This window comes from Glutamicibacter endophyticus, from assembly GCF_048457885.1.
Taxonomy (GTDB): domain Bacteria; phylum Actinomycetota; class Actinomycetes; order Actinomycetales; family Micrococcaceae; genus Glutamicibacter; species Glutamicibacter endophyticus.
Genome location: NZ_CP174200.1, coordinates 2,027,808 through 2,052,735, shown reverse-complemented (window position 1 = coordinate 2,052,735; position 24,928 = coordinate 2,027,808). Strand labels below are relative to the sequence as shown.

Annotated in this window: 27 protein-coding genes and 1 tRNA gene; 12 read left to right on the top strand and 16 right to left on the bottom strand. The window is 60.2% G+C overall.

The features are described from left to right. Positions 1–197 precede the first annotated feature (197 nt). A complete protein-coding gene (locus ACJD00_RS09595; protein ID WP_418906823.1) occupies positions 198–1,175 on the top strand; it encodes a heme o synthase in 978 nt (325 codons plus the stop codon). A 437-nt stretch (positions 1,176–1,612) separates the two neighbouring features. On the opposite strand, the gene ACJD00_RS09590 is transcribed toward ACJD00_RS09595, so the two are convergent. The 3 genes from ACJD00_RS09590 to ACJD00_RS09580 are packed head-to-tail and all read right to left on the bottom strand — an operon-like array spanning position 1,613 to position 4,291. Further along, the gene (locus ACJD00_RS09590) at positions 1,613–2,551 is read right to left on the bottom strand and encodes a COX15/CtaA family protein (RefSeq protein ID WP_418906822.1); all 939 of its coding nucleotides are present in this window, start codon (positions 2,549–2,551) and stop codon (positions 1,613–1,615) included. Between the two features lie 28 nt (positions 2,552–2,579). Next, positions 2,580–3,341, bottom strand: coding sequence for an ABC transporter permease (locus ACJD00_RS09585; protein WP_418906821.1), 762 nt, complete (start codon positions 3,339–3,341; stop codon positions 2,580–2,582). Continuing rightward, positions 3,338–4,291 carry an ABC transporter ATP-binding protein gene (locus ACJD00_RS09580; protein WP_418906820.1) on the bottom strand — a complete coding sequence of 318 codons (954 nt, stop codon included), beginning with the start codon at positions 4,289–4,291 and terminating at the stop codon, positions 3,338–3,340. Before ACJD00_RS09580 ends, ACJD00_RS09585 begins: the two co-directional genes overlap by 4 nt. Positions 4,292–4,434: 143 nt before the next feature. Between ACJD00_RS09580 and ACJD00_RS09575 the strand changes: the two genes are divergently transcribed. From ACJD00_RS09575 to ACJD00_RS09550, 6 genes are all read left to right on the top strand, one after another. Next, entirely contained in the window at positions 4,435–5,220 is a 786-nt protein-coding gene (locus ACJD00_RS09575) for a helix-turn-helix transcriptional regulator (protein ID WP_418906819.1), read from the top strand. Continuing rightward, on the top strand, positions 5,217–6,677 hold the full coding sequence (gene sufB / locus ACJD00_RS09570; protein ID WP_418906818.1) for a Fe-S cluster assembly protein SufB: 1,461 nt from the start codon (positions 5,217–5,219) through the stop codon (positions 6,675–6,677). The genes ACJD00_RS09575 and sufB overlap by 4 nt, the downstream gene beginning before the upstream one ends. A gap of 2 nt (positions 6,678–6,679) precedes the next feature. Further along, on the top strand, positions 6,680–7,960 hold the full coding sequence (gene sufD, locus ACJD00_RS09565; protein ID WP_418906817.1) for a Fe-S cluster assembly protein SufD: 1,281 nt from the start codon (positions 6,680–6,682) through the stop codon (positions 7,958–7,960). Positions 7,961–8,006: 46 nt separating this feature from the next. Further along, positions 8,007–8,765: a Fe-S cluster assembly ATPase SufC gene (gene sufC, locus ACJD00_RS09560; RefSeq protein WP_418906816.1), complete on the top strand. Its 759-nt coding sequence runs from the start codon at positions 8,007–8,009 to the stop codon at positions 8,763–8,765. A gap of 13 nt (positions 8,766–8,778) precedes the next feature. Continuing rightward, positions 8,779–9,123 carry a metal-sulfur cluster assembly factor gene (locus tag ACJD00_RS09555; protein ID WP_309406802.1) on the top strand — a complete coding sequence of 115 codons (345 nt, stop codon included), beginning with the start codon at positions 8,779–8,781 and terminating at the stop codon, positions 9,121–9,123. Positions 9,124–9,286: 163 nt separating this feature from the next. After that, positions 9,287–9,622, top strand: a complete 336-nt coding sequence (locus tag ACJD00_RS09550) for a metal-sulfur cluster assembly factor (protein WP_309406803.1) — start codon at positions 9,287–9,289, stop codon at positions 9,620–9,622. Here ACJD00_RS09550 and ACJD00_RS09545 read toward each other — a convergent pair. From ACJD00_RS09545 to ACJD00_RS09520, 6 genes are all read right to left on the bottom strand, one after another. Next, entirely contained in the window at positions 9,612–10,772 is a 1,161-nt protein-coding gene (locus tag ACJD00_RS09545) for a thiolase family protein (RefSeq protein WP_418906815.1), read from the bottom strand. The two genes, ACJD00_RS09550 and ACJD00_RS09545, sit on opposite strands and share 11 nt — an antisense overlap. Next, on the bottom strand, positions 10,769–12,193 hold the full coding sequence (locus tag ACJD00_RS09540; RefSeq protein WP_418906814.1) for an AMP-binding protein: 1,425 nt from the start codon (positions 12,191–12,193) through the stop codon (positions 10,769–10,771). Before ACJD00_RS09540 ends, ACJD00_RS09545 begins: the two co-directional genes overlap by 4 nt. A gap of 71 nt (positions 12,194–12,264) precedes the next feature. After that, positions 12,265–12,849 carry a biotin transporter BioY gene (locus tag ACJD00_RS09535; RefSeq protein ID WP_309406808.1) on the bottom strand — a complete coding sequence of 195 codons (585 nt, stop codon included), beginning with the start codon at positions 12,847–12,849 and terminating at the stop codon, positions 12,265–12,267. Between the two features lie 4 nt (positions 12,850–12,853). Continuing rightward, positions 12,854–13,471 (bottom strand): energy-coupling factor transporter transmembrane component T family protein, encoded by a 618-nt coding sequence (locus ACJD00_RS09530; RefSeq protein ID WP_418906813.1) that lies wholly within the window; start codon positions 13,469–13,471, stop codon positions 12,854–12,856. Beyond that, positions 13,468–14,157 (bottom strand): energy-coupling factor ABC transporter ATP-binding protein, encoded by a 690-nt coding sequence (locus tag ACJD00_RS09525; protein ID WP_418906812.1) that lies wholly within the window; start codon positions 14,155–14,157, stop codon positions 13,468–13,470. The genes ACJD00_RS09530 and ACJD00_RS09525 overlap by 4 nt, the downstream gene beginning before the upstream one ends. Before the next feature lie 123 nt (positions 14,158–14,280). Continuing rightward, positions 14,281–15,000, bottom strand: coding sequence for a LysE family translocator (locus tag ACJD00_RS09520; protein ID WP_418906811.1), 720 nt, complete (start codon positions 14,998–15,000; stop codon positions 14,281–14,283). Between the two features lie 156 nt (positions 15,001–15,156). Here ACJD00_RS09520 and ACJD00_RS09515 point away from each other — a divergent pair, with 156 nt between their 5' ends. Beyond that, positions 15,157–15,603 carry an Lrp/AsnC family transcriptional regulator gene (locus tag ACJD00_RS09515; RefSeq protein WP_418906810.1) on the top strand — a complete coding sequence of 149 codons (447 nt, stop codon included), beginning with the start codon at positions 15,157–15,159 and terminating at the stop codon, positions 15,601–15,603. 9 nt (positions 15,604–15,612) lie between these two features. On the opposite strand, the gene ACJD00_RS09510 is transcribed toward ACJD00_RS09515, so the two are convergent. Continuing rightward, complete coding sequence (locus ACJD00_RS09510) at positions 15,613–16,815, bottom strand: MFS transporter (RefSeq protein ID WP_418906809.1); 1,203 nt, start codon at positions 16,813–16,815, stop codon at positions 15,613–15,615. A 1,028-nt stretch (positions 16,816–17,843) separates the two neighbouring features. Beyond that, positions 17,844–17,917 (bottom strand) — tRNA-Arg (locus tag ACJD00_RS09505). Between the two features lie 208 nt (positions 17,918–18,125). Between ACJD00_RS09505 and ACJD00_RS09500 the strand changes: the two genes are divergently transcribed. Further along, entirely contained in the window at positions 18,126–18,587 is a 462-nt protein-coding gene (locus ACJD00_RS09500; RefSeq protein WP_418906808.1) for a single-stranded DNA-binding protein, read from the top strand. A 109-nt stretch (positions 18,588–18,696) separates the two neighbouring features. Continuing rightward, positions 18,697–20,379 carry an energy-dependent translational throttle protein EttA gene (ettA, locus tag ACJD00_RS09495; RefSeq protein WP_309406819.1) on the top strand — a complete coding sequence of 561 codons (1,683 nt, stop codon included), beginning with the start codon at positions 18,697–18,699 and terminating at the stop codon, positions 20,377–20,379. Positions 20,380–20,451: 72 nt separating this feature from the next. Here the strand turns inward: ettA and soxR are convergent, their stop codons facing one another. Continuing rightward, positions 20,452–20,949, bottom strand: a complete 498-nt coding sequence (gene soxR, locus ACJD00_RS09490) for a redox-sensitive transcriptional activator SoxR (protein WP_418906807.1) — start codon at positions 20,947–20,949, stop codon at positions 20,452–20,454. A 122-nt stretch (positions 20,950–21,071) separates the two neighbouring features. Here soxR and ACJD00_RS09485 point away from each other — a divergent pair, with 122 nt between their 5' ends. After that, positions 21,072–21,578, top strand: coding sequence for a flavin reductase family protein (locus ACJD00_RS09485; protein ID WP_418906806.1), 507 nt, complete (start codon positions 21,072–21,074; stop codon positions 21,576–21,578). Here the strand turns inward: ACJD00_RS09485 and ACJD00_RS09480 are convergent. Further along, the gene (locus tag ACJD00_RS09480) at positions 21,535–22,119 is read right to left on the bottom strand and encodes an AAA family ATPase (RefSeq protein WP_418906805.1); all 585 of its coding nucleotides are present in this window, start codon (positions 22,117–22,119) and stop codon (positions 21,535–21,537) included. The two genes, ACJD00_RS09485 and ACJD00_RS09480, sit on opposite strands and share 44 nt — an antisense overlap. Beyond that, the gene (locus ACJD00_RS09475; RefSeq protein WP_418906804.1) at positions 22,120–23,004 is read right to left on the bottom strand and encodes an acyl-CoA thioesterase; all 885 of its coding nucleotides are present in this window, start codon (positions 23,002–23,004) and stop codon (positions 22,120–22,122) included. It lies immediately after the preceding gene. 154 nt (positions 23,005–23,158) lie between these two features. On the opposite strand from ACJD00_RS09475, the gene ACJD00_RS09470 reads away from it, so the two are divergent. After that, positions 23,159–23,824 (top strand): hypothetical protein, encoded by a 666-nt coding sequence (locus ACJD00_RS09470; RefSeq protein WP_418906803.1) that lies wholly within the window; start codon positions 23,159–23,161, stop codon positions 23,822–23,824. A gap of 9 nt (positions 23,825–23,833) precedes the next feature. Here ACJD00_RS09470 and ACJD00_RS09465 read toward each other — a convergent pair whose 3' ends face one another. Together ACJD00_RS09465 and ACJD00_RS09460 are read right to left on the bottom strand one after the other, a co-directional pair. Continuing rightward, positions 23,834–24,334, bottom strand: a complete 501-nt coding sequence (locus ACJD00_RS09465) for a globin (protein ID WP_418906802.1) — start codon at positions 24,332–24,334, stop codon at positions 23,834–23,836. A 1-nt stretch (position 24,335) separates the two neighbouring features. Next, the gene (locus tag ACJD00_RS09460; RefSeq protein WP_418906801.1) at positions 24,336–24,818 is read right to left on the bottom strand and encodes an OsmC family protein; all 483 of its coding nucleotides are present in this window, start codon (positions 24,816–24,818) and stop codon (positions 24,336–24,338) included. Positions 24,819–24,928 lie beyond the last annotated feature (110 nt).

The following is a 24,928-nucleotide window of genomic DNA, read 5'->3' as shown; positions in this document are numbered from 1 at the left end:
GGGCATAACGCAAGATGACACAGGCTTTTTTGGCAAAGTCACGCCGCTGACGTCCATCGTTTGAGCGGTGCTTGAAAGTTGACGGATCTCACGGGTAAGCTATCGGATTTTACCGAGGTGTAAGTGTGCAAAAAGTTCTACGCGCTGTAGTATTGAACTGTCTGTCTTGTACCCGTGTAGAAACTGAGTGCGTTTAATTGAAGACTCTTAGCGTCGCCGGCTCATCGACTCCACGCTCCTCGCGCCAGCCCGGCGAGAGCCGCGGGGAGTTCGTCAAGCGCAAGGCGGGGGCCTACCTCGCCCTCACCAAACCGCGAGTCATCGAGTTGCTGCTGGTCAGCACCCTGCCGACCATGATCTTCGCTCAGGGCGCCTTCCCTCCATTCTGGCTGACGTTCTGCACCATCGTCGGTGGCGCCATGGCGGCCGGAGCCTCGGGTGCCTTCAACTGCTATATCGATCGCGATATGGACAAGCTGATGAAGCGAACCAAGGGTCGCCCGCTGGTTACCGGTGACCTGACCCCGCGGGAAGCCTTGGTGTTCTCCTGGACGCTCGCAATTGCCTCACTCGTGGTGTTGTACGTCGGAACCAACGTATTAACTACCGCCTTGGGCCTTGCGGCGATCTTGCTCTACGTGGTGCTGTACACGATGATCCTCAAGCGCCGTACCGCGCAGAACATCGTCTGGGGTGGCATTGCCGGATGTATGCCGGTGCTGATCGCCTGGGCCGCGGTGCGCAACACCATCGAGTGGCCAGCGATCATCCTGTTCCTCGTGATCTTCCTGTGGACTCCGCCGCACTATTGGCCGCTGTCCATGAAGTACGCCGACGACTACAACGCCGCCAGCGTGCCAATGCTCGGTGCCATCGCCAACGCTCGTCGCGTCTCGGTGCAGGTCGTGCTCTACGCATGGGCCACCTTCGTCTGCTCCATGCTGTTGCTGCCAATGGGCTATGCCGGCATCGTGTACACCGTGGTGGCCGGCGCGGCCGGATTGTGGTTCGTCTACGAATCGCATGTGCTGTACCGCGAGGCCCAGCGTGATCACAAGCCCGCCGATGTGAACCGCAAGGCCATGAAGGTCTTCCACATTTCCATCACCTACCTCTCGATCGTCTTCCTGGCACTGGCCATCGACCCCTTCGTCGGTAGCCCGCTGTTCGGCTAAAGAACCTCGCAAACGCCCCCGGCTCGTCCGGGGGCGTTTTGCTATATCCGAGTGGTTCCTTCAGCGGCCCGAGCGCAGGTGGTTACGGTGCCACGTGGCCGTCTGCCCCGCCCGAGTGCTGCCCCCCACTCGCACGGGGCACCCATGGGCGCCACCACGGCCACCCGGTCTTCTCTACGGTGCCCGTCCGCGGTCGCGCGGTACAACGCCGAATGTGACCTCTGGGCCGTTTGGCTACACTGCCGCGGTGTCCGGCTATCCGGCTGATCTCCTCTTGAGTCATAAACCACTCAAGGCCTGGGGATGGCAATCAAGCGGTGGGTGGTTCCCAAACGGTATGGGGAGTTAGTGCAACCCGAGTGCGGAGACTTCTGGTACAAAAGTGGCCCGTTACGGAGTTTTCCGTAACGGGCCACGTGCGCGAAATGGGGATGGAGTTAGTTCTCGACACTCGTGCTCTTGGGCAACAGCACGGCCTTGTCCCAGACATTGGTGGCGGCAATTCCCAGCAGGCCGCTGCCGAGCATGTGCAGAATTACCAGGCCGATCGGCAAGCCAATGAAGTGCTGAATGTAACCGATAGCCGCCTGTACCAGAATGATCGCCACGAGCCAATAGAGGGCGCGGGTGAACTGCGCTCCAGCCTGTCGTTTGGCCGCGAGGACCAGCAGAATCACCGTAGCCAGAACCAGCAGGTAGACCGGTGCGGTGTGCATCCGGGTGACCAGCAGGGGATCAAACATGTGGCGCGGTGCCGTGGCATCGCCGGCGTGTGGGCCGGTTCCGGTCACGATGGTGCCAAAAATGATCGCCAGTATGGCGGCGAACCAGGCCACCCACGCGACTTGCTGGATCGTGCGGTCTTGGACCGGGGCACCGAGCTGTTTGTATTCGCGTGCGGTGCGGTTGACCAGCAGCATGGCCAGCATCACCAGAGTCATGGACAACAGGAAGTGAAGGGACACTACCCAGGGGTTCAGTCTGCTCCATACCGTAATGCCACCAATGACGCCCTGGAAGGGGATGCCAAGCAGCAGCACCCAGCCCAACACGAACAGGGTGCGGTGGGTAGCGCGCATTCGCCAAATTGAGACCAAGAAGGCAATGGCGATGGCCAGAAGCACGAAGGTCAGCAGGCGGTTGCCGAACTCGATGAGTCCATGGATGCCCATTTCCGGTACCGGGGTCATGGTGCCGGGCATGCAGTTTGGCCACTGCGAGCAGCCGAGACCGGACTTGGTCAGACGCACCGCACCGCCGCTGACGATGATGCCGACCTGGGAGACCAGCGAGGCAATGGCCAGACCGTAGACGGTTTTGGTGACCCGCGTGGGGAGCTTATCGGCCCAGCTTGGCCGGGCTAGCTCTGCAGACATGGTGAGTTTCCTTTTTGCGGTGTGGTGGTTAGTTCCATTTGAACAGGCGAGTTGCGGCAACGGCCGAGACCGCGGTCCAGATGATGAGGATGATCATGCCAGCGAGTGAGAATCCGCCGTCAATCAAGGACTGACGGAGGCTATCGCCCAATGCCGCCGAGGGCAGCGCGTTGAGCGTGGGCTGGATCCACTCCGGGGCCATGGAGAGCGGGAACAGCACGCCACCGGCTCCGGCCAACAAGACCCAGGCCAAGTTGGTGATGGCCAAGGTGGCTTCCGGGCGAACGGTGCCAGCGATCAGCAGGCCCAATGAGGTGAAGCAGCCGGCACCGAGCAGTAGCTGCACGGCGGCCGGAACGATGCCCACGAGGTTCGGATGCCAGCCCAGGAGTACCCCGACGACGCTAATGAGCACCACTTGGATGACCAAGACGGCCAGCACCGCCAGGATTTTTCCGAAGATCAGCCCAGCGCGCCCCAGCGGGGTCGTGGAGAACATGCGCAGGACTCCGTATCGACGATCGAAGCCGGTCCCAATGCCCTGTCCGGTGAAGGCCGTGGAAATCACGCAGAGCGCCAGAACGCCTGGTACGGCGGCATCCACGGCACGGTCGGCGACCCCGTCGAGCAGGTTCGTGACGGTCAGGGCGAACAGCGCGATCACCGGCAAAACCACGGCCAGCACGAGCTGTTCGCCGTTGCTCAACATCACCTTGGTCTCGTACTTGCCCTGAATGAGGATGCGCTTGACCGGCCCCACGGCATTGGATGTCAGGGTGCTTTGGCTCATGCCGTTTCCTCCTTGTGGGCAAACTCCATGAAGACGTCTTCCAAGCTACGGGCCTGAAGGCTTAGGTGGCTGGGCATGATGCCAGATTCGGTGAGCCACTGGCTCAGCCATAGCAGGTGCTCAGGTGCGCTGACCCCGTTGAGCCGGTATTCGCCCGCCGAGGTTTCCTGAAGGCTTAGACCTGCCGGTGCGGTGGGCAACACGAGTCCGGGTGCCGCGCCAAAGAGTACTGGCCGCGATTCGTGCTCACTGGTAGCTAAACTGGTCAGTTCGGCGACGGTTCCCGCGGCAACGGTGCGGCCCTTGTCGATGATGTAGACATAGTCGCTCAGCCGTTGTGCATCGTCCATCAAATGCGTGGTGAGGATAATTGCCTTGCCCGCGTCGCGCAGCTCGGCAATCAGATCAAAGACGACCTGTCGAGACTGCGGGTCCAAGCCGGCGCTCGGCTCGTCGAGGAAGAGCACGTCCGGGTCGCCAGCTAGCGCGATGGCCAGGGCCACGCGTTGTTTTTGGCCACCGGAGAGCCGGCGGATCGTGCGGCTGCCAAAGGAATTGAGCTCTAGGCGCTCGATCAGTGCGTCAATGTCATAGGTGCGCTGATACAGCGAGGCCACGTGACGTAACAGTGGCACCGGACGCATTGAGGGCGGGAGTCCACCGTCCTGCAGCATCACACCGACGCGCGAACGCAGTGCGGGATGGTCTCCGAAAGGATCTTGGCCGAGAAGTTCGACGCTGCCGCCTTCGGGGCGCAGTAGGCCTTGCGCGCAGGCGAGCGTGGTGGATTTACCGGCACCATTCGAGCCGAGCAAGGTCGTGACCTGGCCCGGGTAGGCCTTGAGGGAGACGGATTCAAGCACGCGCAACATGCGGTTGTTCAGTGCCGGAACCGGCCCGAGGTCTTTGCATAACTCGGTGATAACGAGGCTGGGGACTACTGAAGACACCACAACATTCTACGGCATGTCGAAGATTTGAGAGTGAGCCGTCAATCACGTCGAATTCCCGCGTGATTTCGGTAAATGTGACCTTCGGCTTAGTAAGTCCTTCCTTACTAGACCGCAGAGTTAAAAATGCGCATGATTGTGTTGTGTATTCATCTAATTCAGACGCAGTTGGCACCGTGAACGGCGCCGGCGTGGGTGCGGTAGGGGATACAGAAGAGCGCACCCGCGACCGGGTGCTCTATGCGGTCCTTGAAGATGGCCCGGTCAGCGCCGCTGAGCTGGGCAACAAGCTTGGGTTCACTCCGGCAGCAGTACGTCGTCACCTCGACGCACTGTCGAAGGCCGGCCTCGTGGAGGTCAAGCTCGTGGCCAACCAGAAGACCGGTGCGGGTCGACCCTCTCGCCGGTACGTGTTGTCGCACCGCGGGCAGACCAAGCTTGGCAACGACTATTTGGATATTGCCACTCAGGCACTCAAGGCACTGGGAGAGACCGCGGGAGAAGACGCGATTCGCGCCTTTGCCCGCCAGCGCTTCCAGGCAATGGAAAACCGATACGCCAAAAAGCTCGAGGGCGTAGAAGGGCTGGAGCGACGAGCCGAAGTGCTTGCCGACCTGCTCAGCGCCGACGGCTTTGTTGGTTACACCAGGAAGGTCGATTCGCAAGTTTCGAATTACCTGATGCGCAGCGTTCAGCTGTGCCAGGGGCACTGCCCCATACAAGACCTTGCACGCGAGTTTCCTGTTTTCTGCGATATGGAAACAGAAATGTTTGCCCGCTTGCTAGGCGTCGATGTGCGTAGGCTGTCGACGCTGGCCGGTGGAGGACATGTGTGCACGACTCACATTCCGGTGGGTCGCGACAAGGCGCCACAGCGCGCCGAGAAGAGAACTCGAATTCAGTTCACGAAGCAGGAGAGGCCGCGATGACGGATCAGATTGCACAGGAGTCTGCAGACCCGGGCGTGATTTCCGAGATCCTGGAGAAGAACCCTGAGCTCCACGGGATTGGCAATTACGAATACGGGTGGGCCGACAAGGACGTCGCGGGTGCAAATGCACGTCGTGGCGTGGACAAGGACGTGGTGGCAAACATCTCGAGCCTCAAGTCCGAGCCCGAATGGATGCTACAGCGCCGCCAGAAGGCGTTGAAGTACTTTGACCGCAAGCCGATGCCGACCTGGGGTGCAGACCTCTCCGGTATCGACTTCGACAACATCAAGTACTTCGTGCGTTCCACCGAAAAGCAGGCAACCTCTTGGGAAGACCTGCCCGAGGACATTAAGAACACCTACGACAAGCTGGGCATCCCGGAGGCTGAAAAGCAGCGTCTGGTTTCCGGCGTCGCCGCACAGTACGAGTCCGAGGTCGTCTACCACCAGCTGCGTGAAGACCTCGAAGCTCAGGGCGTCATCTTCCTCGACACCGATACCGGTTTGAAAGAACACCCGGAGATCTTCGAAGAGTACTTCGGCTCGGTTATCCCGGCCGGTGACAACAAGTTCGCCGCGCTGAACACCGCCGTATGGTCCGGCGGCTCCTTCGTGTATGTCCCGAAGGGCGTTCACGTTGAGATCCCGCTGCAGGCCTACTTCCGTATTAACACCGAGAACATGGGCCAGTTCGAGCGCACCCTGATCATCGCCGATGAGGACTCCTACGTCCACTACATCGAGGGTTGCACCGCGCCGATCTACCAGTCCGACTCGCTGCACTCGGCCGTTGTGGAAATCATCGTGAAGAAGGGCGCCCGCGTCCGCTACACGACCATCCAGAACTGGTCGAACAACGTGTACAACCTGGTCACCAAGCGTGCCATCTGTGAAGAGGGCGCCACCATGGAATGGGTCGATGGCAACATCGGTTCCAAGGTCACCATGAAGTACCCGGCCGTTTACCTGGTGGGCGAGCACGCCAAGGGCGAGACCCTGTCCATCGCCTTTGCCGGCGAGGGTCAGCACCAGGACACCGGTTCGAAGATGGTCCACATCGCACCGAACACCTCCAGCGCGATTGTCGCCAAGTCGGTGGCCCGTAACGGCGGCCGTTCGGCCTACCGCGGTCTGGTCCAGGTGCGCGAAGGCGCCAAGGGCACCAAGAACTCGGTTGTCTGTGACGCGTTGCTGGTCGACCAGATCTCGCGTTCGGACACCTACCCATACATCGACGTCCGCGAGGATGACGTGACCATGGGCCACGAGGCAACCGTTTCGCGTGTTTCCGAAGAGCAGCTGTTCTACCTGATGAGCCGCGGCCTGGCCGAGGACGAGGCAATGGCGATGATCGTGCGTGGCTTCGTTGAGCCGATCGCACGTGAGCTGCCGATGGAGTACGCACTGGAACTGAACCGCCTCATTGAACTTCAGATGGAAGGATCGGTCGGCTAAGAATGTCGGAGACCACTACTCACCTCCCGGAAGAGAAGGCGCGTATCGGCGCCCCGTCCATCCCGGGTTTCACCGAAGAAGGCGAAAACCTCTCGCCGCTGAACGACAACGCCAGCTCCCTGTTGGGCGGTGACTCCACCAAGGGTCACAGCCACGGTGGCGGCGTCGGCGTTGTGGACTCCTCGCGTGCCGGTCGTCTGACCAGCTACAACGTTGAGGACTTCGCCCCGCTGACCGGTCGCGAAGAAGACTGGCGCTTCACTCCGCTCAAGCGCATGGGTGCACTGCACACCGCCGAGCTGACCGGCGCAGCCCCGAAGGTTGAGCTGCTCGGCTCCGAGGTCGCGCAGCTGTCCACCGTGGCAGCCGACGACAAGCTACGTGGTGTCGCGCTCAAGCCGGAGGACCGCGTCTCGGCCAACGCCTGGAAGTACGCAGCGGACGCTAGCGTTCTAACCCTGCCCAAGGGTCAGGACGCCGGCCACGTGCGCCTGCGCATCACCGGTGAGTCCAAGGACGCAGCCGCCCAGCACATCGTCGTTGTGGCCGAGGAGAACTCCGAAGCCCTGCTGATTCTGGACCACGTCGGCTCCGCCGTGCTGGCCCAGAACGTCGAGTTCGACGTGCGTGAAGGCGCCAAGCTGACCGTCGTGTCCCTGCAGGCTTGGGAAGACGATGCGGTACACGCATCCTCCCAGCAGGCCTCCGTGGCCAAGGACGCTGCCTTTAAGCACATTGCCGTCACCTTCGGTGGCGACCTGGTGCGCCTGGCCCCGTCGGCTCGCTTCACCGGCGAGCGTGCAGAAATCGAACTGTACGGCCTGTACTTCGCAGATGCCGGTCAGCACCTGGAGCACCGCCTGTTCGTCGACCACGCAGTGCCAAACTGCAAGTCGAACGTGCTGTACAAGGGCGCGCTGCAGGGCAAGGACGCGCACACCGTATGGGTGGGCGACGTGCTGATCCGCGCCGCCGCCGTGGGCACCGACTCCTACGAGGCCAACCGTAACCTGGTTCTCACCGACGGCGCCCGCGCCGACTCGGTGCCGAACCTGGAGATCGAGACCGGCCTGATCGATGGTGCCGGACACGCCTCGACCACCGGACGCTTCGACGACGAGCACCTGTTCTACCTGATGGCCCGCGGTATCGATGAGAAGACCGCACGCCGCCTGGTAGTGCGCGGATTCCTCAATGAGATCGTGCAGCAGATCGGCGACGACGAGCTGCAAGAGCGCCTGACCGAGACCATCGAAGAAGAATTGGCCGCGACGAACAACTAGTTCGCGCCGATTTGCATAGTTTTTAGAAGAGAAACGGAAACGACGTATGTCTACTCTGGAAATCAAGGACCTGCACGTCTCGATCGAAACCGAGCAGGGCGAGAAGGAAATCCTCAAGGGCGTTTCGCTGGTGATCAACACCAACGAAACCCACGCCATCATGGGCCCGAACGGCTCGGGTAAGTCCACCTTGGCTTCGACCATTGCTGGCCACCCGCGCTACAACGTCACCTCGGGTTCGATCACCCTGGACGGCGAAGATGTGCTGGAAATGAGCGTGGATGAGCGCGCCAAGGCTGGCCTGTTCCTGGCCATGCAGTACCCGGTTGAGGTTCCCGGCGTGACCATGACCAACTTCCTGCGCACCGCCAAGACCGCGATCGACGGCGAAGCACCGAAGCTGCGTACCTGGACCAAGGATGTCAAGGACGCCATGGGCAAGCTGAAGATCGACGCCGACTTCGCTCAGCGTAACGTCAACGAAGGCTTCTCCGGTGGTGAGAAGAAGCGCGTGGAGATCCTGCAGCTTGAACTGTTCAAGCCGAAGTTCGCCGTACTGGACGAGACCGACTCGGGTCTCGACGTTGACGCGCTGAAGGTCGTCTCGGAGGGCGTGAACCGCGCCCAGGCCGAGAACGAGATGGGCACCTTGCTGATCACCCACTACACCCGCATTCTGCGCTACATCAAGCCGGACTACGTCCACGTGTTCGTTGACGGCCGCGTGGCCGAGCAGGGCGGCCCGGAACTGGCCGACCGCTTGGAAGAAGAGGGTTACGACCGTTACGTGAACGCCAACGCCTAGTAAAGTAGCGATCATGAGCGAATCGACCGATCAGGGCAAGGGTGCCGTCACGACTCCGCTGGAGGACGTGGAAGAGGCACTAAAGGATGTGATCGACCCTGAGCTGGGCGTGAACATCGTGGACCTAGGTCTGCTGTACGGATTGAAGTACAGCGAGGACGGGGTTCTGCTACTCGACATGACCCTAACGACCGCGGCCTGCCCGCTCACCGATATTATCGAGGAGCAGGTAGCCAAGTCGCTGGAGAACATTGTCGATGAGCACCGACTGAACTGGGTGTGGATGCCGCCGTGGGGTCCGGAACGGATCACCGACGACGGACGCGATCAGATGCGAGCCCTCGGGTTCAACATCTAGGAAGCACCGGCTCAAGGGGCTGACGAGAGACGAAATCGTTTCTCGTCAGCCCCTTGCGCATTAACCGTGAACGACATCCGCTGCAACCGCATGCGGAGATATCGCGCATCTCGTGTAAGTTAATAGCATTAGGTTTACCTCATGCGATAGGGAGTTGCGGCCCATGACCGAGATTCAGACTCAGACCCTCACCACCCCGGTGGATGAAGTCGAAGAAGCCCTCAAAGACGTGATCGACCCCGAACTAGGGGTCAATATTGTGGATCTAGGGCTGATTTACGGTCTGAAATACGGTGACGACTCGATTCTGCAGATCGATATGACACTGACCACGGCCGCCTGCCCGCTCACCGAGATTATCGAAGAGCAGGTGGCTTCGGTGCTTCGCGACCTCGTCCGTACCTACCACGTCAATTGGGTGTGGATGCCGCCATGGGGTCCGGAGCGGATCACCGACGACGGGCGCGATCAGATGCGAGCGCTAGGGTTTAACCTTTAAATTCACGCACCCGCAGGCCTAACGCAGTGCCGGTTCCACCGGCGCCGGCCATAAGCGCCACCGCCATGTCACCCTCGTTGGCCTGAGCGGCTTGGGCCCACAGCCGCGTGGCGAGAATAGCGCCGCTCGCGCCGTAGGGGTGGCCTAATGCCAGCGCCCCGCCATCGCGGTTGGCGGCTAGCGGATCCAGCCCGAGCTCGGAGAAACAGGCAAGGACCTGCGCGGCAAAAGCCTCGTTGAATTCGAGTAAGCGCGGGCTCCAGTCCTGCGCTACGCCAAGTAGGGAGCGTAATTTCTGCATCGCCGGTACCGCCGCCATGCCCAAGAGTTCTGGGTCGCAGGCGCCATGTCCGGCGGCGACGTACTCCAAAGCACGCGTCAGCTTCAGGCTGTGTGCCAGTTCCTCGTGCAAGATCAGCACTCCGGCGGCCCCATCATTGATGGGGCAGGCGTTGCCGGCCGTCACCGTGCCGTCGGGTACAAATGCCGGACGCAGTGCCGCGAGCTTCTGCAGCGTCAACTGCGGCCGCGGACAACTGTCCCGTTCAACAATGCCGCCGACACCCGCAACGGGAACGAGCTCGTTATCGAAGCGTCCGGAAGCGGCGCTACCGACCGCACGCTGGTGGCTACGCAAGGCGAACTCGTCCTGAGCCTCACGGGTAATTCCGTAGCGATGAGCGATATTTTCCGCAGCAACTCCCATATCCGGATCTGGCATCGGGCGAGGGGTGAAACGCGCCCGCGAATAAACCACTGGCTGTTCCATCGGCGTTGCCGGTTTGGTCATTCGCCAGGGCGCGGTGCTTACCGATTCCACGCCGCCAGCAATCACGGCGCGGGCCTCACCGGTGGCTACCAGGCGACAACCCGCCGCGATAGCCTCGAGGGAACTGGCGCATTGCGCGTCCATTGACGTCGCGGGCACGGACGTGCCAAGGCGCGAGGCCAGGGCGCTAACCCGTGCAATATTTCCACCGGGTCCAGCCGCGTTGCCCCAGAAAACATGTTCGACCGGTACGGGGGCAGGCAACTGATCGAGCAGTGCATCAATCACCAGAGCGGAGAGTTGTTCGGCCCCAAGATGTGCATATTGTTTTCCGGCGCGCACCACCGGGGTGCGCTTGGCGGCAACGATCAGCGCGGTCATTTTCTCAGCTCCACGGTTCTTTCGAGGTCGAAGGTGTCCGGCAGGGCCGCACGCTGGATCTTTCCACTACTGGTGCGTGGCCAGCGTGCTACAGCTGAGATCAGGTGCGGAATTTTGTATTTTGGTAGCCTCTGGCGCAGCTGTTCGAGGGCATCGAGTGGAACGTCCGGGAGGGAGCCGGCTTCAACGAAGGCAACGAGTCGTCGTTGTCCCGCCGCATGCAGGTCAACGACTCGGCAGTCGGTGGTTCCAAGGATCATGCAGAGCTCGTGTTCAACTTCGGTCGGGTAGATGTTGTTCCCGTGCCACTGGATCATATCGCCGCCTCGTCCCTGCAGGTACAAGGACTGACCGTCAAGGTAGCCATGATCACCGACTCCGATCCAGCCATCTGTTTCGAGCCACTGCCGAGCGCTCTGGCCTAGATAACCGGTGGCGGTTAGTGGGCTCCGGACGAGCAAGTCGCCCGGGCCGTAAACGGTAGCGGGGAAGCTGACTCGCGCCTGCACGCCTGGAAAGAGCCGGCCAGCGAATCCCGTGCGTTCTACGGAAGGAGCCGTGCTGGCCGTGTCGTGGTGATGGTAGGCAATGAACCCGTGCTCGCTGGTTCCGTAGTACTCGGTCAGCTGTTTGAGGTTCGGCAGGCTCGCTAGCCGACTGATCAGCGTGGCCCCTAGCGCCTCACCGCCGGAAACGATGGTTTCGATCGCTGCCAAGAGGCCGGGACCATCGGTGTCGAGGAGCTTCTGGTAAGCGCTTGGCACTGCCACTATCCGGTTGCATTCGGCGCTGTTGAGCCACGTACGGATGCAGTCCCGTTTCCATCCGCCACTGAGCCAAACGCTACCGCCAGCCGAAAGTGCTTCGACTGCGGCGTAGAGACTCAAACCGTGGGCCAACGGTCCTGGAATCAGGCTCCGCGCGGATTCGCTGGCGCCGAGTACGTCGAAACCCAGAGGTAGCGACAAAGCCCAACTGCTTCTAGAGCGCGCGATGGGTTTGGGCATCGACGTGCTGCCGGAAGTAAATATCACCATGAGCTCCGCGGCGTCATCCACCGAGGCGGGAGCCGGAAGCTCATCAGATTCCTCGGCCGGTGCCGGTGCCGTGAAGGCTCGGTGAACCGGTAACGCTTCGGGAAACACGTTCCGCTCCGCATCCGTGAGCACCGCCACCACGGGTACCTCGCCGAGCACCTCGGTGATCCGGGCCTGTGGCCTGGCCGGGTCGAGGATTACGGCACTGGCCCCGACGTGTTGTATCGCGTAGAAGCTCGTGAGCATCGCCAAGGGGTCATGGCAGAGCAACGCAATACGCGCAATGGCGTCTTGCCGCTTGTCGAGCACTGATGTGAGCGACTCCGACTGAGCCACGATCTGCGCGTAAAACTGCGCAAAGGTTAGTGGCGCCCGGTGTGGCACGTTCACAGCCTGGCGATGTGGCGTATCGGTCGCCCGGCGATACAACTTGTGGATGGGGTCGAGCATAGCTGCTAACGCATCAAGCCCTTGTAGCTACGGTGTACCGTGAGCGCGACAAGGGTCGTGACGACGGCCTTGACGACATCGCCTGGCACGAAGGTCAGCGAACCGAGGGCGCTGGTGCCTAGGGGGAGTCCGGTAACCACTGAGGTCCACGGGATACCGAATGCGTAGATCAATACGATTCCGCCAAGCAAGGTCGAGGTCAGGCCGGCGACAAAGCGAGCGACGGTGCCTTCGAACTTGAGCACCCAGTACTTATAGAGCGCTCCGATAACGAGTGAGGCCAGTACCCACGAAAGGAAATAGCCTCCGGTGGGACCGAGCACTACAGGTAGCCCGCCGCGTCCGCCAGCTAGCAGCGGTAAACCGGCGATAACCAGTACCACCACAACAAGCGAAGCGAGCATGCCACGAAGCGGGCCCAATAGTGCTCCGGCAAGCATTACGCCCAGAGTCTGGAGGGTGATAGGAACGGGCAAGATGCCGATGGTGATGGGCGGAACGAGCCCCATTGCGGCGATCAATGCTGCGAAAACCGCAACATATACGGCGGTCTGCGTGGAAGAAGTGCGGGTGACAGATGAAGTCGTCATGGTTTTACTTTCGGTTACGGGGTGATGATTCTTGGCTGTCGTATCCTCGTGCATCGAGTGATTCGGCGACGTCGTCAGCCATACGTAGTGAACGAATTACCAGCGGCACACTGATGGCGAAGGGGTTGTTCGCCAACCCTCGGGCATACTGCGCTTCACGAACTTCGCGATATACCCGGTGAAGCTCGGGCACGAACCGCAAGGTCATGGAAAGGGTCAGCGCAATTTGTTCGGGGTTGGCCCCGAGGTACCTGAGCGGACTGCTTACCGTTTGGAAAACCGTCAGCATCTCGTCGAAGGTTGTCGAGAGGGTGACGGCGTACGCGATCAAGCACATGGACACCAACCGCATAACGGAAATGGCCGCCAGCTGCCAACCGCTTTGCCAGGCAAGGGTTGCGAAAACAACACTCAGAATGAGTGCCAGCGTGATCAATGGAAGGCGTATCAGTTTCCACCGAGGCCGGGCCATAACGAGCAGTCCCAGTGAGATAAATACCGCGGCTCCGAGGACAGGCAAGCTCGCGATGAGGTAGAGCGCAATACTGATGATCAATAAAGCAGCGAACTTGAATCCGGCCGGTAGTGCGGTGAGCAGGGATTCGCGAGGTGCGCTGATCATACGTGGCTCCACTGGCGATAATGATCGACGGCCGGTTGTGGAGCCCCATCAAAAGCGATACGCCCGTCGGTGACCACCAAGACACGGTCGAAATCCGCGAGTAGTTCCAAATCGTGTGTGACCACGATCGTTTGCTGGTCGAGTTTTGCGATTTCCTGGCGGAACGCATTTCGATTCCGCAAGTCCAGCATCGTCGTAGGTTCATCGAAAACGATAGTTTTCGGGTTCATTGCCAGCACCGCGGCCAGCGCGATCATTTGCTGCTCACCACCGGAAAGGGTGTGGCTTTCACGCTCGGCTAGGTGGCCTAGTCCAAGCCTGTCGAGGGTGAGTAACGCCAGTGGCTTGCGCTGGGCGCGTGGTATTTGCAGGTTCTTCAGGCCGAAGCAAATATCGTCGAGCACGATGGGCATGATGATCTGATTCGCTGGGTTCTGGAAGACGAAACCGACATCGCGCCTGACTTGTTTGGCTTCCCGCGCGGTATCGCGGTCATCGATCAGCACGCGCCCGGAAGTGGGCAATACGAGGCCGTTGAGGAGTCGCGAGAGAGTGCTTTTGCCGGCTCCGTTGCTTCCAATGATGCCGATCCGTTGTTCATCCAAGGTCAGGTTGATGTCCTCGAGGATGACTCGCTCGTCACGCTGGACTCGCACATTCTCTATGTGGATCTGGGGTAGCTGCATGGCGTCTTTCGCTTCCTAACGCGCCAGGTGCTGCAGATTGGAACATTGATGCTCGGTGTAGCGCGCTATAGAACAGCATACTTGATCACCGTTCAATGCTGTTGATCGGTGTTCAAGTCACCGTCACAGAACGAAAAACTTTTCCGCCAATAGTGCGACGCCCAAAGCAATCATGATCAGCCCGGAGACCAAGGTAACGATGCGCGCGGCGGCCGGACGAGAGCCGAGTAAAAGTCGCGCGGCGTAAGCAATTGTGAAGTATACGCCGATGGAAATCCCGAAATGAACGAGACCCAGAACGCCGGTCTGAATCTCAAGTGACCAGGGTGCCTGCGGGGAGATGAACTGAGGGATTAGCGCCAGATAGAGGAGTAAGGCCTTGGGATTGGTGGCACTGGTGAGCAGCCCCTTGGTGAACTGGTGCCGAGCTTGCACCTTGCCGCTTACCGTGCGGCGTGCTTCGACCGCGGTTGCAACGGCGCCTCCGATGCTGGATTCGGCAACTGTCTCTGGCAGGTCGCCGGCCATTCCTGCTGCAGGTTCGGTGGCCAAGAATCGCGCAGAACGCCAGGAGCGCGCCGTGGAGATGCCGAGCCACAGAAGGTATCCAGCTCCAAGCAGCGTTAGCCATGACAATACCTGAGGGTTACTGGCCACTATGGCGGCCAGCCCACAGACGATCAAAGCGGTGTGGATCAGGTATCCGGAAAGCAACCCCCAAACGGCGGGCGCGAACGACGTATTTTTGAGTGCGCTGGAGATGATGTAGGCCCAATCGGCGCCCGGCGTGCAGGCTAGCGTCAATGAAATCAGCATGAAGGCGGTCAAATTGGCAATCTCCACGTCGCGAGGCCTTTCTTGGTTGAGGTTCTGAGCTCAACGCTAGTGCGAAAGGCGCGAAATGTGCTGTCGAAAATCGGCGCATATTCCGAGATATGTGCAATAAAAACCGTAAAATCTTGGTTTACGCGAGAATTTTTTGCAAGCTAGAGTGAACACATGGATGATCTTGATAGTGCAATCTTGGCGAGGCTCCAGCGTGATGGACGGGTAAGCGCCACGGCGTTGGCCGGTGACGTAGGTTTGTCGGTAGCTGCCTGCCATCGGCGCATGCGAGAACTTGAACGCAGCGGAGTCATTAGTGGCTACCAAGCGGTGGTCGACCCGCAAGCAATCGGTCTGGGCTTTGAGGCCCTGGTGTTCGTTACGCTGCGCGATCGAGCCCAGCTGCGCGAATTCGAAGCGGCGGTGGAAGCAAACGAACGTATCGTCGAAGCGCTGCGGCTTTTTGGGGAACCGGATTTCCTGCTACGTGTTTATGCCAACGACCTAGCGCATTATCAGCAGCTCTATGACGAGGTCTTGGTGTCGCTACCTGCGGTGGAGAAACTCAACAGCACCATTGTCATGCGCAACATCAAGGGGCGCATTACTTTGCCGGTTTAGGTTTTCGAACTATCTGTGGTTTCGCGCCGCTAGGGGCGTGAGGAGCACAGACAGGCACATGACTGCCGCTGCTAGCCACAGGGCTTGGGGCAGGCCCGTGTAATCGGAGACGAAACCGATAAGTGGTGGCCCGCTCAGCATTGCACCGTAGCCGAACATGCTGACCGAAGTAACGATCTTCGGACCATGGGTTGGTGCCTTTGCAGTGGCGATCGACATCCCGACAGGAAACCCTAGGGAACTGCCAAGTCCCCAGAGGATGGCACCGGCGGCAATAGTAATCACGGATTCACCGCGGACAAAGAGCACGATGCCGAGTAGTCCGATGGCACCCATAATGAGCAAGGTTCTCTTTGCGCCAAGGCGGTCCACGACGTGTCCACCGGCAAATCGGCCAATCGTCATCGCGGCCGTAAAGGCTGCGAAAACTAGGGCACCTTTGGAATGGGTAAAGCCGTGTCCTTCGACGGAAGCAACGGCCAACCAGTCATTAGCGGCCCCTTCGGCAAAGCTGAGTCCGGCCACCATCAAGCCCAGAATGAGAATTGTTGTTCCAATCTGAGATTTTGTGTTGGTTTGACCGGTGCTGGTGGGTGTTGCTGGACGCAAGGATGCTGACGGAGCCTGACGAGGAAATCCACTCGATGCGTAGAGCGCGATGACGGTCAGAACGATGGCGACGATGGTGAAATGCCAGATCGACCAGATTCTAAAGTGCATGGTGAGGCCAGCGCTTGCTGCGCCGATGACTGATCCCAGACTGAAGAAGCCATGGAACGAAGGCATGAGGCTTCGACCGGCCTGACGTTCGACCTGGCCACCGCAAATGTTCATCACGATGTCCAGCATGCCGAAGAGCACCCCATTAAGGCCGATGATCAGGAACGCCCAAGGAGCAGACCTCGAGTCGATCAGGCTGATGCCCAGCATGACCAGCAATGACGCTAGCCCGAGAGGGAGCAGTAAGAGTAGAGGTCGTGGACCAAAGCGGCCTAAAAGTCGCGGCGTGAAGGAAATTCCGACCATAGTTCCAACCGTCATGCAGGCCAAAAAGGCACCTAAATCAGTGCCAGAAAAATCAAAGACCGAATGGATGATTGAAAGACGACCCGCCCATGAGGCGAACGCTATTCCCGCGCTCATAAAAATAAGGCTTACGCTGAGGCGCTCCATCGACCACGTATGTCGATTCATACGCGCAGCGATCGTCACTCGGTCACGCCCCTTTCGCTTAAGTATAGATCGTTTAGTATATCCCATAACGAGCCGATAAGAGGCGCATAACCTGTGGTCTACGCGAGAATTGACCCCTAGGATGCTTGGGTGATGCGCGCCCCTAACGCCGGCGTGAAGCGCCTGCGGGCGGGTTTGCGGCACAAGAAATGTCACCCCATCGCTGGCGGATTCTTTAAAGTTTTAATGCATTTAATTATGATTCTCATTAAGCATATCTTACTCACTGGTAACTTTATTTTTCATTCTCCCTTTACTTGGGAGGTTTAATGGTTGGTCGTGATGAATATTGAGCGAGCGAGAATGTGTGCTTATTCATACTTGATCGATAGGGTGACGCTCCTAAATGAGCAAAAAATAAACTTATTCCTGTTAGTAAGCGAAGAAGTTGTACGAGGCTTGGGCAACTGGTCACTTAGGAGGAGGCGCAGGCCGGGCTCACTCGACAGTCTCGCGTGGTCTTACGCTCGTTTCGGCAATTGGGCTACCCGGCTCCAGCGGCCACGTCGATATGGTGGGAATCCTCGATAGGTCGGGTCTGCGAGTAGTGGAGCGTCCGAGGCTCGTCCGGGGTGCCGTGAAGTTAGCTCTAGCTCGCACAAATCAGCGCGATCGCTAAGAGAGGTGCCCCTGTGCGCTAGTAGCGGTGCGCTGGTTAATCGGAGGTCCGTGGGGAAACGACAAGGGTTGTGGGCAACGTTTCGGCGACGCCCGAAGTTCCCTGATCATTCCGCCTGGCGATACCCCTACTTGCTAGGCCTCGGTTCGAATGTCGCACGTAGGTGTGCAGATGCGTCAGTTGTCTTGTCGCTAGCGTGATCAGATGCGGGTGCGCCGAGGTCTTCTTGGCAGGATTTAAAGTGGGCTCATTTTGTGGCGACCGGCAGCGCGACGACACGTTACTTCCACCTTGTCTAAGTCGCGTCGCGGCCCACCCTGTCGGCTCACCTCTCTATGCAAAATGCCGCTCAACATCATAAACGTTCATGTCAAGCGGCATTCACCTGTGCCCCCGGCGGGATTCGAACCCACGACCTAGAGATTAGAAGGCTCTTGCTCTATCCAGCTGAGCTACGGAGGCGCCACGAAATAGTTTAGCCCAATGAGCCAGTCCGAGCGATTCTGCGGCAGTGCCTCTAGTCGGCGTGGTGAAACAGCCGGTGGGCAACGTGCGCTTGTTCTCCACAGATCGTCGGAGTGACGGGCCCGGCGGAGTAAGGCAAGTTCACGCTAGGTCATTAACTGAGCACACGCTTGGTGAGAAATGGGACCGACAAAGGAGGATCACGATGACCGATCTGGTGACGATTCGCGCCGTGGTGGGCACCGAACCACAACTGAGCATCACCCCGCAGGGTGTCTCAGTGCTTAAATTCCGCGCGGCAAGCCACGAGCGCAAACGGGATGTAAGTACCGGGCAATGGAGCGATGGGCCGACGAACTGGTACTCGGTGAGTGTTTTTCGCGCGCTAGCGGAGAATGCGATGGAAAGTATCGAGCAGGGGGACCATCTGGTCATTTTTGGGAAGTTGGGGATCCGGCAATTTGATCGCGCCGACGGAACGCGAGGAACGAGTGCCGACATCGAAGCCTATGCGCTAGGGCATGACTTGAAGTTCGGCACCAGTGTTTTTACTAAGGTCCGGGCTGTCGAGGCCGAGCAGACATCGCATGCCCAAGTTCCGGAAGAGGTGCACATGGGGGAGAAGAGCGAGGGGGTGGCCCACTGGCCGGATTCGGATGCGGCCTGATTGGCGATTCGGTGCGTGTCCACCGGCTGGATGTGCCGGTGGACACGTAGCACGTCGCGTAGCGCCGATAAATTCGTTCGGAGGGGGCCAAACCGACTAGCCTTAGAGCATGGCGGAATTCATTTATACGATGACCAAGGCCCGTAAGGCCGTTGGTGACAAAGTCATTCTTGACGATGTCAGCATGTCGTTCTTCCCGGGCGCAAAAATCGGTGTTGTGGGCCCGAACGGTGCTGGTAAGTCTACGATCCTGAAGATCATGGCGGGGCTCGATACCCCGTCCAACGGTGAAGCTCGGCTGTCACCGGGCTACTCGGTCGGCATCCTGTTGCAGGAGCCGCCGCTGAACGAAGAGAAGACCGTCCTGGGCAACGTCCAGGAAGGCGTCGGTGAGATCTACCAGAAGATCCAGCGATTCAACCAAATTTCCGAGGAAATGGCGCAGGACGGCGCCGACTTCGATGCGCTGCTGGAAGAGATGGGCAAGCTGCAGGAGGCCATTGACGCCGCCGACGCTTGGGACATTGACAGCCAGCTTGAGCAGGCCATGGATGCACTGCGTTGCCCGCCGGGTGACGAGCCGGTGACCCACCTCTCCGGTGGTGAACGCCGCCGTGTGGCGCTGTGTAAATTGTTGCTGCAGAAGCCTGACCTGCTGCTGCTCGATGAGCCGACTAACCACCTCGACGCCGAGTCCGTCCTTTGGTTGGAACAGCACCTGGCCAGCTACCCGGGCGCCGTATTGGCCGTGACCCACGACCGTTACTTCTTGGATCACGTTGCCGAATGGATCTGTGAAGTTGACCGTGGTCGGCTGCACCCATACGAGGGCAACTACTCCACCTATCTGGAGAAGAAGCGCGAGCGTCTGGCCGTGCAGGGCAAGAAGGACGCCAAGCTCGCTAAGCGATTGGCCGAGGAACTTGACTGGGTTCGCTCGAACTCCAAGGGACGTCAGACCAAGTCGAAGGCTCGTCTGGCTCGTTACGAGGAAATGGCTGCGGAGGCCGAGCGTACGCGCAAGCTCGATTTCGAAGAGATCCAGATTCCGCCTGGACCTCGTTTGGGTCAGGTCGTGATCGAAGCCGAGAAGCTGAAGAAGGGCTTCGGCGATCGCGTACTCATCGACGGGCTGTCCTTCTCGTTGCCGCGTAACGGCATCGTTGGTGTCATTGGTCCGAACGGTGTCGGTAAGTCCACGCTTTTCAAGACGATTGTTGGGCTCGAAGAGCTCGATGGTGGTTCCTTGAAGGTTGGCGACACGGTCAAGATCTCCTACGTAGATCAGAACCGCGAAAACATCGACCCGAACAAGTCGCTGTGGGAGGTTGTCTCCGACGGACTGGACTACATCAACGTTGGACAGGTCGAAATGCCGTCGCGCGCCTACGTGTCGGCCTTCGGTTTCAAGGGACCGGATCAGCAGAAGAAGGCTGGTGTGCTCTCCGGTGGTGAGCGCAACCGTCTGAACCTCGCGCTCACCCTCAAGCAGGGCGGTAACCTGTTGCTGCTCGATGAGCCGACTAACGACCTCGATGTGGAAACCCTGTCGAGCCTGGAAAATGCGTTGCTCGAATTCCCCGGCTGTGCCGTGGTCGTCTCGCACGACCGTTGGTTCCTAGACCGCGTGGCTACTCACATTCTGGCCTACGAGGGCACCGAGGAAAACCCGTCGAACTGGTACTGGTTCGAGGGTAACTTCGAGTCCTACGAGCAGAACAAGATCGAGCGTTTGGGCCCGGAGGCGGCGAAGCCGCACCGCGTCACCCACCGCCGGTTGACCCGCGACTAGTCTTTTACTGTCACTGGTCCTAGCCCGTCGCATCCGTTGTATTCAGTGGATGCGGCGGGCTTTGCCGTACCCTTAGATGGGCGAGTGCAGTCCCTGAGCTCCACTACCTGCGTGGGAGAGTTGGTCGCGCGGATTGGCTAGCTGGCAGGCGTCCATGGATAGGCATCCACAGCCAATGCATCCGGTCAGCCGTGTCTCGAGCTCTTCGATGGCTTGGCGCCGGCGTTCTAGGACTCGTCTCCACTCGTTGGAAGCCCGCTGCCAGTCGGCTTCGCTGGGTCGATGGTCCATGGGGACCGACTCGAGTGCGGCTCGAATGTCGGCCAAGGGGATGCCGAGGTTGCGGCCCACCGATATGAGCGTTATTCGGCGGATGAGGTGTCGCGGGTAGCGTCGCTGGTTGCCCGCCGTACGATGCGCGGTCAGTAACCCCTGCGATTCATAAAAGTGTAATGCGGAGCGTGCCACGCCGGTGCGTTCGCTGATCTGACCAATGCTCAGCAGGTCTTCGGGATCTACATCGGTCGGTGATGGCTGGTCGTGATCTTCTGTTCTGGGTGAATGTGACAATGGGCACCTCGCAGGGTCATGGATTGACCTCAAGTTTACTTGAGGTTCTACGATGGCAGGCACAAGAAGTTATCCGGTGAAGCCATTGGTGACCGGACGTAGCGAAAGGAGCTGCGCTGTAGATGAGCACGCTCGCCGAAAATTTTCGATCCGCATTTCGCACCCACCCGGCAGGAGTGTCGCTGCTGAGCGCCAACCCGTTCGGTGCCCCGGTGGGCCTGACCATCTCGAGTCTGGCTTCGCTGTCGCTGGACCCGGTGGCGGTCTCCTTTTCGCTCACCCGGGACTCGGGCTCGGCCGGTGCGTTGCTTCAGGCACCCACCTTCGTGATTAACTTTTTAGGCGAACACCAAAGCCATGTGGCGGATGCTTTCGCCCGCAGTGATGGTGCACGGTTCACCGAGGATCAGGGGTGGGCCTACCTAGCCGATGGAGCGCCCTATCTTGTGGACTCTCCAGTCGCGATGCGCGCTCGCGTGCACAGCTCCTTGCAGGTGGGCGGTTCGCGGCTGATCGCAGCGGAAGTCCTCGAGGTGATCAACGGGACCCAGGCCTCCCATCTGCTCTACCGTGACCGTACCTACCTCAGCCTGGATGGCGCGCAACCCCTTGTGCCGCGGGACCATTAAGCCAGAAGGCAACCTGACGGACACTGCCAAGGCGGATGAAAGTCGCCTGCGGATATTGCGCGAGGACGGCCGGGAAACGTTCACGCCATGCGTTGTGGGTTTGCATTTCCCAACGCAGGATATTGTGCTCGGGGTCGCTGAAGAAGGTGTGCAAGGGACGTTCGACGTTCCCGTTGAAGAGGCGTTCGCGGCGCAGCCGACGCCGGACGGTACGCCGAAACAACCGCCAACGTGCCTGATAGCGCGGCAGATCTAGCCAGATGATGGTATCGGCTCGCTCGCCCAGCGCCGGGCCCGCCCCAAGGTTCAGATACTGCCATTCGGTCACCCACTGCTCACTAGCGGCCAGTACATGCACATCGTCGAGGAATTGTTCCCTGGGCTGCCAGTTCGGACCGTGATAGAGCGCGTCGATCTCCGTGTAGGGCAAGGCCCAACGCCGGGAAAGTTCACGGGCCAACGTCGTTTTTCCCGCCCCGGTGACCCCGCAAATCAGCACGCGGCGTGGTTGATGCGTGAGCGGAGCACGAAAATCCTGCATCTAGGCTTCGTCCGGAACGCGAATCATGCCCTCTTGCGCCACACTCGCCACGAGCTGGCCGGCCTGGTTGTAGATTTTTCCGGTGCCCAGGGTGCGCGCCGAGGAGGCCGAGGGAGCGTGGAGCACGTAGAGCAACCATTCGTCGACCCGGAAATCCCGGTGCCACCACATGCCATGATCAAGGCTGGCGATGCTCAGCCCGGGGTGCACCCAGGTCATCGAGTGTCGGCGCAGCGCCGGTTCGAGCAGCATATAGTCGCTGGCATAGGCGAGCGCGGCGCGATGCAAAGCCGGATCGTCGGGCATCGGCGCGGTTGTCCGCATCCACACGGCCGAATCGGCGCTCTGTTCGGGGGCCGCAGCCAAATAGATCGGCTCGGTGACATGCCGGACGTCGAAAGGGCGTTCGTAGGCCCATTCATGGGCTATTGGATGCTTAATGTGGCCGATGAGTTCCGCGGTGGTGGGTAGCGAGTCGGGCGCGGGAATACCGGTGGGCATCGGGTCGTGGTGATCCAACCCGTTCGCCGGCTCCTGGAAGGACGCGATCATCGACAGGATCGGTTCGCCGTTCTGGTAGGCGTGGACGCGGCGGGCCGAAAAAGACCGGCCGTCGCGTAGGCGCTGGACGCCAAAGGTGATCGGCTGGGCCGGGTCGCCGGGCCGCAGGAAGTATCCGTGCATGGAGTGGATGGGTCGGTTCGGCTCGACGGTGCGGGTTCCGGCGATAATCGACTGTGCCAGGACCTGGCCGCCGAACACGCGGGTGCGGGTCTGGCGCGGTGTGTGCCCCACGAAGACATCCTCGTCGGTGCGGGCACCGTTGCCATCGTCGAGGTTCAATAGATCCAATAGCACCTGGGTGGTGCCTAATTCCTCTGCCACGTCGTTGACTCCTTGATGTGAATTTCCTGAAAAAGACTTTACCCGTACCTTTTGGTTACACACAGGTTGTCCGGCGCGCGTTCAGGGTCGGCGTCAAATGACGGAGTTGTCACATGCTTCCTGCGAATGAACTGGGGCGTGAGAATATGAGGACATGGCAAGTGACGCACTGATTTTCGACGACTCCGCATCCGTACTCGACTTGGCAAATCTTATTGCCCGAGCCAAGGCGGTGCATGAGGACGCGGCCCTGTTCACCGCGCGCGGCCAAGCGCTGGCGGTCTATGTGCCGGTGTTGGTTCCGGCCGAATTGGGTGCGGGGGACTACACGGTGCTGGCCATGCGAGTGCACCGACTGGCCGAACCAGCCGAATTGAACGCGGCCTATGAGCTTTCGGCCATCCAGGATCGGCTGGCGCGCATGGGGGAGGAGTCCACCCGCTTTGTGGTGCCACCGGTCGAAGCGGTACCGGCGTGGGCGGGCATTCAGGTGCCGGTCTCTGGCTGGGAAGCGGCCGGCGCCCTGCAGAACGCGGAGCTGGCGCAGGCCGCCCAGCGCGGGATCGATGCGGTAGCTCAGGCACTACCCGAGAATCCAGGCAAACCGGTCATTGGCCAGGTCCGGCAGCGAATCTGGTCCTCCCCGCTCGCCGCCGAGCACCAAGAGCTACCGCTCGGGGCGGCCTTCGCCTTGCACGCTCTGGGGTTGCTTCCGACTACCGGGCAGAGCTCGGTACTACGCCAAGGCAGCTGGATGCGTGTGAGCAACGAGCGAGGCCACGTGCTGGTGCGCCGGGCTCCAGCGCTGAATCTTTCCTAGCCCACCGACTTAGTCGGGGCGGTTGACCAGCGAGAAGGCGGCGCGTTCGAAGTACTCACGCAGAGTTTCGGCGTGCAACATCGGCAGATCGAGCTGGTCGATGGCCTTGTTCATATGCCGTAGCCAGGTATCGCGATAGTGCGCGTTGACCGGAAAAGGCATATGGCGCATGCGCAGGCGTGGGTGTCCGCGGTGTTCGGAGTAGGTGCTGGGTCCGCCCCAGTACTGCTCGAGGAAGAGCTGCAAACGAATCTGCGCCGGGTACAGGTCCTGTTCTGGGTAAAGCTGGCGGAAATCCTCGTCCTCGGCCACCGAGGCATAGAAGTTTTTGGTGAGCGCAGCGAATACGGGACGGCCGCCGACCTCGGCGTAGAAGGTGCCGGCGTAGTCGGCCACATCCACCTCGGTTTCGGCGAGCCGCAGGAACTCGTCGCTCGATGGCCCGGTAACCACCGGGTTGCTCAGCGGGTCGGGCTTGACGGTGTGCGGCAGGGGATTGTGCTCGGTCATTTCAGCTTTCTTGATCGGTGGGGGCCAAAGGTTCGTGGTGGACGGGAAAATTCACCGAGCGAGCGATGAAGCACACCTTATTCGCCTGGGCGTGTAATGAGTCGGCCAGCTCGCGTTGGCTTTCATCGACCAAGCTCACCTGTGGGTGCAGGGTTGCGGAGGTGAACTGGCCACTGTGATCTCGGTTCAGTTGCATGATTCCGGTGGCCTCGTCCCGGTACCCGCTGACGTTGACCGAGTGCAGCACCGCTAAATGCAGGTACGAGAGCATATGGCATTGGCTCAGCGCCGCCAACAGAAGTTGCTCCGGGTTCCACCGATCACGTGCCCCATGGAAGGTTGCGTCGGCGCTGCCAGCTAAGGTCGGCACGCCTTCGGCGCTGACTATGTGATCACGGGAGTATGCGCGATACCCGCTGGTGCCTTGGCCGAGGTTCCCGGTCCAGTGCACCGCCACGCGGTACTGATGTTCTGTGCCGTCCATATCACCTATTCTTCCATCTTCGAGGCGCTACGTGGGCATAGACGACGGCGGCCCCTTCCGCTGTGTGAAGGAGCCGCCGTACGCTACGCGGGCAAGCCGTCGGGTTGTCT